This window comes from Streptomyces sp. NPDC093018 (assembly GCF_040684035.1).
In the GTDB taxonomy this organism is placed as follows: Bacteria; Actinomycetota; Actinomycetes; order Streptomycetales; family Streptomycetaceae; genus Streptomyces; species Streptomyces murinus.
The window spans coordinates 26,007-38,639 of the sequence record NZ_JBFBFF010000022.1 but is presented as its reverse complement, the minus strand read 5'-3'; the positions used below and the strand labels follow the sequence as shown (position 1 = coordinate 38,639).

Annotated in this window: 15 protein-coding genes; 6 read left to right on the top strand and 9 right to left on the bottom strand. The window is 72.7% G+C overall.

Annotated elements, in window-relative coordinates:
• Window positions 1-22 precede the first annotated feature (22 nt).
• Complete coding sequence (locus tag AB0N90_RS33635; protein ID WP_361669052.1) at window positions 23-481, top strand: nuclear transport factor 2 family protein; 459 nt, start codon at window positions 23-25, stop codon at window positions 479-481.
• A 154-nt stretch (window positions 482-635) separates the two neighbouring features.
• Window positions 636-2,210 (top strand): apolipoprotein N-acyltransferase, encoded by a 1,575-nt coding sequence (gene lnt / locus AB0N90_RS33630; protein ID WP_365202890.1) that lies wholly within the window; start codon window positions 636-638, stop codon window positions 2,208-2,210.
• Here lnt and AB0N90_RS33625 read toward each other — a convergent pair.
• Window positions 2,128-3,039 (bottom strand): Gfo/Idh/MocA family oxidoreductase, encoded by a 912-nt coding sequence (locus AB0N90_RS33625; protein ID WP_365202889.1) that lies wholly within the window; start codon window positions 3,037-3,039, stop codon window positions 2,128-2,130. The two genes, lnt and AB0N90_RS33625, sit on opposite strands and share 83 nt — an antisense overlap.
• Window positions 3,036-4,253, bottom strand: coding sequence for an FAD-dependent monooxygenase (locus tag AB0N90_RS33620; RefSeq protein ID WP_365202887.1), 1,218 nt, complete (start codon window positions 4,251-4,253; stop codon window positions 3,036-3,038). Before AB0N90_RS33620 ends, AB0N90_RS33625 begins: the two co-directional genes overlap by 4 nt.
• Window positions 4,254-4,329: 76 nt before the next feature.
• On the opposite strand from AB0N90_RS33620, the gene AB0N90_RS33615 reads away from it, so the two are divergent.
• From AB0N90_RS33615 to AB0N90_RS33600, 4 genes are all read left to right on the top strand, one after another.
• Window positions 4,330-4,944: a TetR/AcrR family transcriptional regulator gene (locus tag AB0N90_RS33615; protein WP_365202885.1), complete on the top strand. Its 615-nt coding sequence runs from the start codon at window positions 4,330-4,332 to the stop codon at window positions 4,942-4,944.
• A gap of 43 nt (window positions 4,945-4,987) precedes the next feature.
• Entirely contained in the window at window positions 4,988-5,500 is a 513-nt protein-coding gene (locus tag AB0N90_RS33610) for a DinB family protein (RefSeq protein WP_365202883.1), read from the top strand.
• A 115-nt stretch (window positions 5,501-5,615) separates the two neighbouring features.
• On the top strand, window positions 5,616-6,077 hold the full coding sequence (locus AB0N90_RS33605; RefSeq protein WP_365202881.1) for a hypothetical protein: 462 nt from the start codon (window positions 5,616-5,618) through the stop codon (window positions 6,075-6,077).
• A gap of 187 nt (window positions 6,078-6,264) precedes the next feature.
• Complete coding sequence (locus tag AB0N90_RS33600) at window positions 6,265-6,471, top strand: hypothetical protein (protein ID WP_365203015.1); 207 nt, start codon at window positions 6,265-6,267, stop codon at window positions 6,469-6,471.
• Between the two features lie 90 nt (window positions 6,472-6,561).
• Here AB0N90_RS33600 and AB0N90_RS33595 read toward each other — a convergent pair whose 3' ends face one another.
• From AB0N90_RS33595 to AB0N90_RS33565, 7 genes are all read right to left on the bottom strand, one after another.
• Window positions 6,562-7,068 carry a hypothetical protein gene (locus tag AB0N90_RS33595; RefSeq protein ID WP_365202879.1) on the bottom strand — a complete coding sequence of 169 codons (507 nt, stop codon included), beginning with the start codon at window positions 7,066-7,068 and terminating at the stop codon, window positions 6,562-6,564.
• A gap of 86 nt (window positions 7,069-7,154) precedes the next feature.
• On the bottom strand, window positions 7,155-7,838 hold the full coding sequence (gene ung, locus AB0N90_RS33590) for a uracil-DNA glycosylase (protein ID WP_232984080.1): 684 nt from the start codon (window positions 7,836-7,838) through the stop codon (window positions 7,155-7,157).
• Between the two features lie 107 nt (window positions 7,839-7,945).
• Window positions 7,946-9,526 carry an ABC transporter substrate-binding protein gene (locus AB0N90_RS33585; RefSeq protein ID WP_365202878.1) on the bottom strand — a complete coding sequence of 527 codons (1,581 nt, stop codon included), beginning with the start codon at window positions 9,524-9,526 and terminating at the stop codon, window positions 7,946-7,948.
• Window positions 9,527-9,711: 185 nt separating this feature from the next.
• Window positions 9,712-10,476: an SDR family oxidoreductase gene (locus tag AB0N90_RS33580; protein ID WP_361669030.1), complete on the bottom strand. Its 765-nt coding sequence runs from the start codon at window positions 10,474-10,476 to the stop codon at window positions 9,712-9,714.
• Window positions 10,477-10,488: 12 nt separating this feature from the next.
• Window positions 10,489-11,250, bottom strand: coding sequence for a 3-oxoacyl-ACP reductase FabG (gene fabG / locus AB0N90_RS33575; RefSeq protein WP_365202876.1), 762 nt, complete (start codon window positions 11,248-11,250; stop codon window positions 10,489-10,491).
• 151 nt (window positions 11,251-11,401) lie between these two features.
• Window positions 11,402-11,851, bottom strand: a complete 450-nt coding sequence (locus tag AB0N90_RS33570) for a DUF3037 domain-containing protein (protein WP_085562671.1) — start codon at window positions 11,849-11,851, stop codon at window positions 11,402-11,404.
• Entirely contained in the window at window positions 11,848-12,630 is a 783-nt protein-coding gene (locus tag AB0N90_RS33565; protein WP_365202875.1) for a HipA family kinase, read from the bottom strand. The genes AB0N90_RS33570 and AB0N90_RS33565 overlap by 4 nt, the downstream gene beginning before the upstream one ends.
• Between the last annotated feature and the right edge of the window lie 3 nt (window positions 12,631-12,633).

Genomic DNA, 12,633 nt, shown 5'->3' with positions numbered 1-12,633 from the left:
CGCCGTGGCCAAGACTGAGCCGATGACGCAGCGTGCGGAACTCGCGACCGTACTGGACCGGCTGGCCGTGGACGAGCTGGTCACCGCGTACGCGGTGACGGTGGACGACGGTGACTGGACGGCGTACCCGGGCCTGTTCACGCCCGGGGGGAGGGCCGATTACCGCTCGTCCGGGGGTATCGAGGGCGAGGCCGGGCAGGTCGCCGGGTGGCTCGCGGAGAACCTGGCGCGGTTCGCCGTACGGCAGCATCTGATCGTCAACCGGCGGGTGCGGTTCGGGATCCTGGAGCATGACACCGGGGACACCGCGCGGGTGCGGGCCGACTACTTCAACCCGATGCGCCGCACCGACGGGGACGGCCCGGCGGCGCCGGATCTGGAGTGCGGCGGGCGGTACGACTTCGGGCTGCTGCGCACACCCGAGGGCTGGCGGATCGGCGAGGTCGTGGCCACGGAGAAGTGGCGGAGGACTGCGCCATGAGGGCTGAAGCGGGGGGATGCGGGCAAGGGGGAACGGGAGGGTGACCGCCGGCTGAGCGGCGGCGCTCCCGAGCGGTGACCGGGGGGCCATCAGGCCCCCTGTCGTAGATCGCTTGCGGCGCGCACACTGGAGCCCTGGGGTAGGGAGGCTCCGTATGACGACGTTCGAGCGCTGGCTGACCTCCCCCTGGCGGCGCTCCGCCGTCGTCGCCCTCGCGGGCGCCCTGCCCGTGCTCGCGTTCCCGGCGCCGTCGCTGTGGTGGTTCGCGTACGTCGCCCTGGTCCCCTGGCTGCTGCTGGCCCGCTCGGCGCCGACCGGGCGGCGGGCGGCGTACGACGGCTGGTGCGGCGGCTTCGGGTATCTCGTCGCGGTGCACCACTGGCTGCTGCCGAGCCTTCATGTCTTCATCTTCCTGATCGGCGCGCTGCTCGGGCTGCTCTGGATGCCCTGGGGCTGGCTGGTGCGCCGGTACCTGGGCGGCGCCCCCTCCCCCGGCCGGTGCGCCGTCGCCCTCCTCGTACTGCCCTCGGGCTGGCTGCTGGTGGAGCTGGTCCGCTCCTGGCAGGGGCTCGGCGGCCCGTGGGGCATCCTGGGCGCCAGCCAGTGGCAGGTGGCACCGGCACTGCGGCTGGCCTCGGTCGGCGGGGTGTGGCTGCTGAGCTTCCTGGTGGTCGCCGTGAACGTGGCGGCGGCCGTGCTGATCGCGGTGCGCGGGGCGCGGATGCCCGCGGTGGCCACGGTCCTCGCCACCGCCGCCGCGACCACCGCCGCCTGGGCATGGGCACCCCGGCCGGGGATCGACGGCAGGACGCGGATCGCCGTCGTACAGCCGGGCGTCGTGGCCGGGCGGGACAGCCCGGAGGTCCGTTTCGACCGGGAGGAGCAGCTGACCCGGCGGCTCGTCGGGCAGGACGTCGACCTGGTGGTGTGGGGTGAGTCCAGCGTCGGCTACGACCTCGCCGACCGCCCCGATCTGTCCCGGCGGATCGCCGCGCTGTCCCGCGCGACCGGCGCCGACGTCCTGGTGAACGTGGACGCGCGCCGCTCCGACCGGCCCGGGATCTACAAGAGTTCGGTGCTGATCGGCCCGAACGGCCCGACCGGCGACCGGTACGACAAGATGCGTCTCGTGCCGTTCGGCGAGTACATACCCGCCCGTTCCGTGCTCGGCTGGGCCACCTCGGTGGGCAAGGCGGCCGGCGAGGACCGCAGGCGCGGCACCGAACAGGTCGTGATGAACGTGGGGCACGGACTGCGGATCGGCCCGCTGATCTGCTTCGAGACCGCGTTCCCCGACATGAGCCGGCATCTCGCCGAGGACGGCGCGGACGTGCTCCTCGGGCAGTCCTCCACCTCGACCTTCCAGCACAGCTGGGCGCCGGAGCAGCACGCCTCGCTGGCCGCGCTGCGCGCCGCCGAGACCGGCCGCCCGATGGTGCACGCGACCCTCACCGGCGTCTCCGCCGCCTACGGGCCCGACGGCCGGCCGCTCGGCCCCTGGCTGGGGACCGGCACGAGCACCGCGCGCGTGTACGACGTACCGCTGGCGCACGGCATCACGCCGTACGTCCGCTACGGCGACTGGCCGGTGCACGCCGCGCTGCTGGTGCTGGCCGCGCTGTGCGCCGGGGAGGGCGCGCGGGCGCTCAGGCCCCGCCGGGGAGGTCCTGAACCGCTCGTACCACCCGCTCGCACAGCTCATGGGTCGCCAGCGCGTCCCGGGCGCTGAGCAGCCGCCCGGCGCGCACCGCGTCGACGAAGGTGTGGACCGCCTGTTCGATGCCGCGCTGCCGGGCCACCGGCACCCAGTCGCCGCGCCGGCGCAGGGTCGGCTGGCCCTTGTGGTCGATCACCTCGGCGAGGTTGAGCACCTGGCGCTTGGTGTCCTGCCCGGAGACCTCCAGGATCTCCTCCGTCGAGCCGCTGAGCCGGTTCATCACGCCCAGCGCGGTGAAACCGTCTCCCGCGAGCTGGAGCACCACATGGTGCAGCAGCCCGTCCCGGACGCGGCCGCGGACCGTCACGTCGTCGACCGGGCCCGGCGCCAGGAAGCGCAGGGTGTCGACGACATGCACGAAGTCGTCCAGGATCATCGAGCGGGGCTCCTCGGGCAGCCCGACCCGGTTCTTCTGGAGCAGGATCAGCTCGCGCGGGTGCTCCAGGCACTGCGCGTACCCGGGGGCGTAGCGCCGGTTGAAGCCGACGAAGAGGCAGACGCCGCGCTCCTCGGCCAGCTCCACCAGCCGCTCGGAGTCGGCCAGTTCGAAGGCGAGCGGCTTGTCGACGTACGTCGGGACGCCCGCCGTCAGCAGCCGGGTGACGATCTCGGGGTGGGCGGCGGTGGGCGCGTGCACGAAGGCCGCGTCGAGCCCGGCGGCGAGCAGCGAGTCGAGGCTCGTGTGCCGCTGTCCGGCGGGCAGGTGCAGTCCGTCGGCGACCCGGGCGAGGGTGGCGGGGGTGCGGGTGTGCAGATGGAGGTCGACCCCGGGCAGCGCGCCCAGCACCGGCAGATACGCCTTCTGCGCGATGTCCCCGAGTCCGATGCAGCCGACCTTCACGTGTCTCTCCCCTGCGGCTCGCCCAGCTGTACGTCCCCGGCAGCATACGGGGGCCGCCAGTCGGCGATGCCGTCGAATCCGCGCAGGAAGAGGGCGGGGCCGAGCCTGGACAGGGCGGCGATCGAGGTGTCGCGGACGGCGACGGCGGCGCGGCCGCGCGCCATGTCGACGCGGGCGATCCTGACCGCCCGGCGGGCTATGGCGGTCGTCCGCGGGAGCCGGGCGGCGGTGTAGGCGGCGAGGTCGCGGGCGTGGTGGGCGAGGACGACGGCGTCCTCGACGGCCTGGTTGCCGCCCTGGCCGAGGGTGGGCGGCATGGCGTGCGCGGCGTCGCCGAGGAGCGCGACCCGGCCCGCATGACAGGCGGGCGGCGGGGTCGCGAGGTGGTGGACGTCGTGCCGCAGGACGTCCTCGGGGCGGGTGGCGGCCAGCACGGCGGGGACGGGGTGGTGCCAATCGCCGTAGCGGCGCAGGAGTTCGGCCCGTTCGTCGTCCGGGGCCCGGCCGCCCGCCGCGGTGACGGCCGCCGCGTAGGCGTACACCCGGCCGTCCCGGAGCGGATGCGTGCCCCACAACTGCCCCCGCCCCCAGGTCTCATGGGCGGCGAACGCGGTACCGGGCAGCGGGATCAGGACCCGCCAGGTGGTGAACCCGGCGTACACCGGCCCGGGGTGTCCGGGGAACAGGGCCGTGCGGACACGGGAGTTGACGCCGTCCGCGCCGACGACCAGCTCGGCCTCCAGTTCTTCGTGGGCGCTGGGGTCGCCGGAGCCGGCCGACCCGCCGCGCACCCGTGCGGGCCGCCCGGCGTCGCCCGGATCGAGGACGGTCGCCACCGTTCCCGTGCGCACGGCGCCGGGCGGGAGCAGCGCCGCCAGGCGGTCGATCAGGGTGGCCCGGGACAGCAGTACCAGGGGGTCGCCGAAGCGGGCGGTCACGGCGGCGGCGTCGCCGCGGGAGAGCCAGCGGCCCGAGGGGGTGCGCAGTCCGCCGTCGCCCTGCCAGGCGGCCAGGTCGCGGATCTCGTCGCCGATGCCGAGGACGTCCAGGGCGCGCAGCGCGTTCGGGGCGAGGGAGATCGCGGCGCCGACCGGCGCCAGGGAGCGGGCCCGCTCCAGCACGGTCACCTCCCAGCCGCGCCGGTACAGGGCCGCGCCCGCCGCCAGCCCCCCGATCCCGCCGCCGATGACGACCGCACGCGCCGACCCTGCCATGACCCGCCCCTTCCTCACTACAACTGTAGTGCTCGCCACGCTACTACACCCGTAGTACGACGGATAGGGTCTCCCCATGCCCGTACGCCCCACCGCCCCCGCCGCTCCCGCTCCCGCCGCTCCCTCCCGCGCCGGTCTCGTCGCCGACACCGCACTCGCCCTGCTCGCCGAGCGCGGGATGCGTGGGCTGACCCACCGGGCCGTGGACGAGTCGGCGGGACTCCCGCCGGGCTCGACCTCGAACGTGGCCCGCACCCGGCAGGCGCTGCTGGAACTCGCGGTACGGCGGCACGCCGAGCGCGAGGCGCGAATCCTGGCCCCGGCCGAGCTGCCCGGCCCGGCCGGCGACCTCGACGCGCTGGCCGACGGACTCGCCCTCGCCGTGCACCGCTCGCTGACCCAGGGCCGCGCGCTGCTGATCGCCCGCTACGAACTCGCCCTGGAGGCCACCCGCCGCCCGGAGTTGCGCGCCTACTACGACCGCGCCGGCGCCGTCTTCAAGGAGCAACTGGCGGCGATGCTCACGGCGGCCGGGTCCCCCGACCCGGACCGGCATGTGCTGTCCCTGGTCGCCTGGGCCGACGGCCTGATGTTCGCGTGCGCGGCGGGGTCGTTCAGCACCGAGGTGCCGGACCGGGCGCGGATCCGGGCGGGCGTACGGGAGTTGCTCGCGGGGATGCTGGGCCGCTGAAATCCCCTGGCCGCGGCGGCACCCGACCGGTGAGGATGAGGCCATGACGAGCGAGCGCGACGAACCCGCCCTGAACGCCGGCGAACGCGAGATGCTGGAGGGCTGGCTGGACTTCCACCGCCGGACCCTGATCGCGAAGTGCGAGGGCCTGACCGACGAGCAGCTGCGCACCGCCTCGGTGGCGCCCTCGGAGCTGACCCTTATGGGGCTGGTGCGGCACATGGCCGAGGTCGAGCGGTTCTGGTTCCACGAGGTGCTGTTGGACGAGGACCTCGGCGTCCTCTACTGCTCCGAGGACGACGTGGACGGCGACTTCCACGTCACGGACGCGGACACCTGGCAGGAGGCGTACGCCACCCACCGGGCCGAGGTCGACAGGGCCCGGCGCGACACCGCGGGCCGCTCGCTCGACGAGCTGTCCCGGCGTACCGACCGCGCCGGCAAGGAGCACTTCACGCTCCGCTGGATCTACACCCACATGATCGAGGAGTACGCCCGGCACAACGGGCACGCGGATCTGCTCCGGGAGCGGATCGACGGCAGCACCGGCGCCTGAGGCGTCAGCCGCGCGGGGCGAAAACCCCTCGTTCGGTGCGGGAGTTCACCCGGGCGGAGGCATCCGGCTCGACTCTTTGATGCCAACCGGCTCCGGAACCAGCATCGTTACCCGGGTGCATCGAACGACGACCACCGCAGCGCTTCTGGTCACCGTCGCCGTCTCGGCCCTCACCGGCTGCGTGACGGTACGGCACACGGCGGCACCGGGACCGCCGCCGAGTGCCGCGCCCTCGCAGCAGTCGGCACCCCGCACGGACGGCAGCGCCTCGCCACGGGTGGTGCAGGCACCGGCCCGCGAGGCCCTGGAGATGGTCGGTCCCTCCGGAAACCCGGTCCCGGCCCCCAAGCCCGCCCCGTCCGGATCCCCCGGCCCCCAGGCGCCCGGCCACTCCGCCACGCGCGCCGCCGGGGGGTCGCCCGCCCAGCCGCCCCGGGCCCACCGCCCCGCCCAGGCACCGCCACGCACCCCCCAGCGCGCCCCCGCGGACGTCTGCGACCTGGGCCGCGAGTACGGCGGCTGGCGCGGCAACAGCCCGGAATCGGAGATCTGCGAGCGGACGTACGGACGCCACTGAACGGATCGGCAGGGCGACCGGAACCACGGGTTCGGCGCCCCGGAATCGACGCCCCGGCCGATGGCGCCTACCGCCGGTCGCCCGACCGCACTGTCACCCGCATGGCCTAACGTGACGCGCCACCCACATGGGTGAACATCAGGCTGATGAGTGCCCTATCCGAGGCAATCCGTGAAAGGCGAACCATATCCGCATTCGACGAATCCTCGCCGCCGTCATCGCCACGGCAGCCCTCGCCGGACTCGGCCTCACCGGTGCCGCCACCGCCGGCGCCGCGAGCCTCACCCCGGGTGAGTGCCAGCAGGGCGGCGGTACGGTCGACTGGTCGAACCCGACCGTGGCCGGGACCGGGACTTGCCGGGGCGGTATGTACAACGGGCAGATGGTCGACTGACCCGCACCAGGCACCGGGCGCCCCGCGGCCACGCGCTGCGGGGCGTCCGGCGCCTGACCGTCCCGTACTGAACGCGCCCGTCCCGCACCCTCAGCTGGGCCTCTGCCTCGGTGGTCCCCAGGACCCTCCGCTCCCTGGACCGCCCTCCTCCAGGCGCAGCTCCAGCCGTCCGATCGCCGCCCGGACGCCCTCGCCGTACCCGTCGTCCGCGAGGGCGTCCGCGGCGGTGCGGGCGTGGTCGAGTTGGGTGCGGGCGGCCTCGGTGCGGCCCAGTTTCACGTAGTCCGCGGCCAGGTTGAGGTGGAGGGAGGGGAAGAAGCCCGGCACCCCGCGGGGGTCGCCGTCGGGCAGTTCCCGGGCCGCCGTCAAGGCCCGCAGATCCCAGGCGAGTTCGTCGGCGGGATCGTCCTGGGTGTCGGCGAGGTAATGCGCCAGGGTGCAGCGGTGCAGCGGATCGCCGTCCTCGCCGATCTCCGTCCAGAGGTCGAGGAAGCGGCTGCGGGCCTCCTCGCGGTCACCGGCGTGGTGCAGCATCACGACCTGGCCGATCCGCGTCAGCACCTCGTCCAGGGCCGTCTGTTCCCGTCGCTCCGCCACCGCGTCCTCCGGCGATCGTCCGCTGTCGTGCACCGACGCTAACCGGCGCCGCCCGGATTCCCGGTCAGGCGGCGCCGACGCCACCGTCAGCCCAGATCGGGGATGCGCCAGTCGATCGCCTCATGGCCCTGGCGGGCGATCGCCTCGTTGATCTGCGTGAAGGGGCGGGAGCCGAAGAACTTCTTCGCGGACAGCGGGGAGGGGTGCGCGCCCTTGACCACCACGTGCCGCTCCTCGTCGATCAGCGGGAGCTTCTTCTGCGCGTAGTTGCCCCACAGCACGAACACCGCCGGGTCGGGACGGGAGGCCACCGCGCGGATCACGGCGTCGGTGAACTTCTCCCAGCCCTTGCCCTTGTGCGAGTTGGCCTCCCCGGCCCGCACGGTGAGGACCGCGTTGAGCAGCAGCACGCCCTGCTGGGCCCAGGGCATCAGATAGCCGTTGTCCGGGACCGGCAGGTCCAGTTCGGCCTGCATCTCCTTGTAGATGTTGCGCAGCGAGGGCGGGGTCTTCACGCCCGGACGGACCGAGAAGCACAGCCCGTGGCCCTGGCCCTCGCCGTGGTACGGGTCCTGGCCGAGGACGAGGACCTTCACCTTGTCGTACGGCGTGGCGTCCAGCGCGGCGAAGACCTCCTCGCGCGGCGGGTAGACAGGGCCCTTCGCCCGCTCCTCCTCGACGAACTCGGTCAGCTCCTTGAAGTAGGGCTGCTCCAGTTCGTCGCCCAGAACCCCGCGCCAGGACTCGGGCAGCATGGCGATGTCGGTCACGTCAACGTCCTCACGATGTCGATCAATTACCGCGTGCGGTCACTTCAGGATTCAGAACCTACAGGCGACCACTGACAACGGGTCCCCGAAGGTCCGCTCCCCACCGCTCACCAGCTGGTTTTACGGTGCAGCGTCCACATCATCATGATCGTCGAGGGGTCGAGCGCCTGCTCGCCACCGGATATGTCGTCGCTGGCCGCCACGTACTGCCGGCCCTGCCACAGCGGCAGCAACTGGGCGTCGCCCGCGATGATCCGCTGGGCCTGCTCCATGTCGCCGACCGTCTTGGCGCGGTCGCTCTGGGCCCGCGAGTGCGGCAGCAGCCGGTCGGTGATGTCCTTGGCCGGGTAGGGCGTGCCGAGCGCGTTGTGCGCACCGGTGAAGGGCGCGATGAAGTTGTCCGCGTCGGGGAAGTCCGGGGACCAGCCGCGGCCGAACACCGGGTACTCGCCCTTCTGGTAGCCGACCACATAGCTCTTCCAGGGGCGGCTCTCCAGGGTGACGGTGAACAGCCCGGAGCCCTCCAGCTGCCGCTTCAGCTCCTTGAACATCAGGGCGGTCTCGGAGCCGTACCGGTCGGTGGTGTACCAGAGGGTCAGCGGGACCTTCTGGTGGATGCCCGCGTCCTGCAGGATCGTCCGCGCCTTGCCGGTGCTCGGGTCGCCGTACTCGTCGAAGAAGGCGGTGGTGTGGCCGACGAGGCCCTTGGGGACCATCGAGTACAGCGGGTCGACGGTGTCCTTGTAGACCTTGTGGGCGATCGCGCCCCGGTCCACGAGCTGGGCGATCGCCTTGCGCACGGCGGGCCGCCCGGCCCACGGGTCCTTGGGGTCGAACACCAGGTAGCTGATGTCCGTACCGGCGCCGTCCACGAGCTGGAGGTCGGAGTTGCCCTGCTGCTGGAGCGCGAGGATGTCGTCGGCGGCGAGACCGCGGTAGGTGACGTCGATCTGCTTGTCGCGCAGCGCCTTGACCATGCCGGCGGAGTCCTGGAAGTAGCGGATGGTCACCGCGTCGTTCTGCCGCTGGGCGAATCCGTGGTAGTTGCCGTTGCCGGTCAGGACGGCCTGCCGGCCCTCCTGGTACGACTGGAGCCGGTACGGCCCCGAGCCGTCGGCCCCGGAGTCCTTGCGCAGGGCGCGGGCCGGGTAGTCCTTCGGGTCCACGATCGACAGGGCCGGGGTGGCCAGCACGAACGGGAAGGTGGCGTCGGACTTGCCGAGGTGGAAGACGACCTCGCGGTCGCCGGAGGTGTCCACGCTGTCGAGGCTGCCGAGCAGTCCCGCGGGGCCGGCCGCGGCGTTGATGGCGCGGATGCGGTCGACGGAGTACTTGACCGCCTCGGCGTTCAGCGGGTCGCCGTCGGCGAACTTCAGGCCCGCGCGCAGCGTGCAGCGATAGGTGCGGCTCGACGAGTCGGCGAAGGAGCAGCTCTGGGCGGCGTCGGGCTGGGGGGTCGTCGCGCCGTTCGGGTAGGCGAGGAGCGTCTGGTAGATGTTCCGGTACAGCTCCCATGATCCGTCCCAGGCGCCGGCCGGGTCCAGGGTGCTGGGCGCGCTGGTGGTGCCGACCACGATCGGGTCCCCGCTGCCCGAGTCCCCGTCGGACAGCAGCCCGCAGCCGCCGGCCACCAGCGACACGGACGCGATCGCCGCGACTGACCGCAGGAATCGGTTCCGGTTGAACACGCGCACGCTCCTCGATCCGCCTACCAAGGTCGGCAGACCTTACCGCAGCGTCAGTGCGCCCAACCTCCCTTGGAACATGGCCACTTGATCCAAAAAGCGATGACGACGTTGTCATGCTCGCCGGTGTCCGCTGGGCGGTGTCCCGGGCGCCGGCCCGTCCGGAATCCGGCGCCCGGGAGGGGGTTTCACACCCCGGCGTTGAGGAAGAGTCCACCGTCCACGACGAGGGTCTGACCGGTGACCCAGTCGGACTGCGCGGAGGTGAGGAATGCCGCGGCGCCGCCGATGTCGGACGGCACACCGAGCCGGCCCAGCGGGTAGGAGGCGGCGGCCTCCTCCTCACGGCCCTCGTACAGGGCCTGGGCGAACTTGGTCTTGACCACGGCCGGGGCGATCGCGTTGACCCGGACCTTCGGCGCGAACTCGTGCGCCAGCTGCTGGGTCAGGTTGATCATCGCGGCCTTGCTGACGCCGTAGGCGCCGATGAACGGCGAGGGCGCGAGGCCCGCGATCGAGGCGATGTTGACGATCGCGCCGCCGTTGTCCTTCTGCCAGGCGTGCCAGGTCTTCTGGGCGAAGCCGAGGGCGGAGATCACATTGGTCTCGAAGACCTTGCGGGCGACGTTCAGGTCCAGGTCCGCGATGGGCCCGAACACCGGGTTGGTGCCCGCGTTGTTGACCAGGTGGTCGAGGCGGCCGAAGGCCTCCATGGTGCGCTCGACGGCCTCGCTCTGGTGGTCTAGGTCGTGCGCCTTGCCGGCCACGCCGATGACCCGCTCGGCGCCGAGCTTGACGACGGCCTCCTTGAGCGCGTCCTCGTTGCGGCCGGTGATGCACACCCGGTCGCCGCGCGCGACGAGGGCCTCGGCGACGCCGTAGCCGATGCCGCGGCTGGCGCCGGTGACGAGGGCGACCTTGCCGGACAGGGGCGCAAGTTCTGCGGAAGTCATGTGCGGTGTCCCCTAGTCGAGCGGTCCGCCGGCGACGTACAGCACCTGGCCGGAGACGAATCCGGCCGCCTCGCCGGTGAAGAAGGCGATGGCGTTGGCGATGTCCTCGGGCTCGCCGACGCGCTGCACCGGGATGGCGCCCGCGGCGGCCTTCTTGAAGTCGTCGAAGCCCATGCCGACGCGGTCGGCGGTGGCCTTGGTCATCTCGGTGGCGATGAAGCCGGGGGCGACGGCGTTGGCGGTGATGCCGAACTTGCCGAGCTCGATGGCGAGGGTCTTGGTGAAGCCCTGGAGACCCGCCTTGGCGGCCGAGTAGTTGGCCTGGCCGCGGTTGCCGAGCGCCGAGGAGGAGGACAGGTTGACGACCCGCCCGAAGCCTGCGTCGACCATGTGCTTCTGCACGGCCTTGGTCATCAGGAACGAGCCACGCAGATGCACGTTCAGGACGGTGTCCCAGTCGGAGACGCTCATCTTGAACAGCAGGTTGTCGCGCAGCACGCCCGCGTTGTTGACCAGGATCGTCGGGGCGCCCAGCTCCGCGACGATCCGGGCGACGGCGGCCTCGACCTGCGCCTCGTCGGAGACGTCGGCGCCGACCGCGACGGCCTTGCCGCCGGCCGCGGTGATCTTCTCGACGGTGTCCTTGCAGGCGGCCTCGTCCAGGTCGATCACGGCGACCGCGCGACCCTCGGCGGCCAGCCGTACGGCGGTGGCGGCACCGATGCCGCGCGCGCCGCCGGTGACGACCGCGACCCGCTGTTCAGTGGTGGACATGTGCTGTTTCTCCTCGCCCTTGAGAGAACCCGTACGACCCTTCGCGAGGGCCTTCCGGTGTGCGGTGAGCGACCGCTTAGTATCTTCAGCCCACACGACGCTAGAAGCCCTGGCACCCGGTGTCAACGGCTCATCCGGCCGTTGTGATCCATTACCTCACCAGGAGGTCCAGCAATCGCTCCGTCTCGGCGGCCGGGTCGGCGGTCAGGCCGGTGTGCACCGGGCCGGGCTGGACCACGGTGGAGCGGGGCGCGATCAGCCAGCGAAAACGCCGACCGGCGTCGTCCCCGGCCGCCTGCCCGGCCTCCGGGCCGCCCGCGCAGTGCCGCTCGATCGCGGTGAGCGCCGCCCTGATCCCGGCCGCGTCGGCCGCCGGGTCCAGGGCGCGCAGCCGGTCCTCGTCCAGGTGGGTGCGGGCGCCGACGTAACCCCGGGCGCGGCAGTAGACGGCGACGCCCGCGTTGAGGCACTCGCCGCGTTCGATCCGGGGTACGACCCTGATCAGGGCGTACTCGAAGACGTCCCGGTCGCCGCCCTGGCCGGCCCGGGTGATGTGGCGCTCGGTCACATGGCCCGCCATGTGGATGTGCGTCTCGCTCACTTGTCCTCCTGGATACCCGTGTCGGTGCCGGTACCGGTGATGCGCCCGGCGATGACGGCCGCGCGGGCGAGCAGCGGGCGGGCGTAGGCCCGGCGCAGCTCGTCCGGGGTGTCGAAGCCGGGTTCGCCGGTGAGCCAGGCGTCCGGGATCTCGGCCGTGACCTCGGCGAGCAGGTCCTCGGTGACGCGGGGCGCGAGGTCGGCCGCGGCCGCCGCGAGGTCCGGGGCGAAGCCGGCGAGGGCATGCTCGGCGGCGTCGTAGGGGCGGCTAGCGGACTTCTCGGCGGCGGGCCAGTTGTGGTGCCAGATCATGGTGGCGCCGTGGTCGATGAGCCACAGCTCGCCCCGGTGGACCAGGAGGTTGGGGTTGCGCCAGGAGCGGTCCACGTTGTTGATCAGCGCGTCGAACCAGACGATCCGCCCGGCCTCCTCGGGGCTCACCGCGAAGGCGAGCGGGTCGTAGCCGAGGGTGCCGGAGAGGAAGTCCATGCCGAGGTTGGTGCCGCCGCTGCCCCGCAGCAGATCCTGCACCTGCTGCTCGGGTTCGCCGAGCCCGAGCACGGAGTCCAGTTCGACGGTGACCAGGCGGGGCGTCCGGAAGCCGAGGCGCCGGGCGAGTTCGCCGCACACGACCTCGGCGACCAGGGTCTTGCGGCCCTGTCCTGCTCCGGTGAACTTCATGACGTAGGTCCCGAGGTCGTCGGCCTCGACGAGTCCCGGCAGCGAGCCGCCCTCACGCAGCGGCGTGATGTAGCGGGTCGCGGTGACTTCCTTGAGCATCGC

Excerpts from the sequence above, each read along its gene's own strand:
- AB0N90_RS33635 (WP_361669052.1), top strand. The coding sequence starts at position 23 with ATGACGCAGCGTGCGGAACTCGCGACCGTACTGGACCGGCTGGCCGTG.
- lnt (WP_365202890.1), top strand. The coding sequence starts at position 636 with ATGACGACGTTCGAGCGCTGGCTGACCTCCCCCTGGCGGCGCTCCGCC.
- AB0N90_RS33620 (WP_365202887.1), bottom strand. The coding sequence starts at position 4,253 with ATGGCAGGGTCGGCGCGTGCGGTCGTCATCGGCGGCGGGATCGGGGGG.
- AB0N90_RS33615 (WP_365202885.1), top strand. The coding sequence starts at position 4,330 with ATGCCCGTACGCCCCACCGCCCCCGCCGCTCCCGCTCCCGCCGCTCCC.
- AB0N90_RS33610 (WP_365202883.1), top strand. The coding sequence starts at position 4,988 with ATGACGAGCGAGCGCGACGAACCCGCCCTGAACGCCGGCGAACGCGAG.
- AB0N90_RS33580 (WP_361669030.1), bottom strand. The coding sequence starts at position 10,476 with ATGACTTCCGCAGAACTTGCGCCCCTGTCCGGCAAGGTCGCCCTCGTC.
- fabG (WP_365202876.1), bottom strand. The coding sequence starts at position 11,250 with ATGTCCACCACTGAACAGCGGGTCGCGGTCGTCACCGGCGGCGCGCGC.
- AB0N90_RS33565 (WP_365202875.1), bottom strand. The coding sequence starts at position 12,630 with ATGCTCAAGGAAGTCACCGCGACCCGCTACATCACGCCGCTGCGTGAG.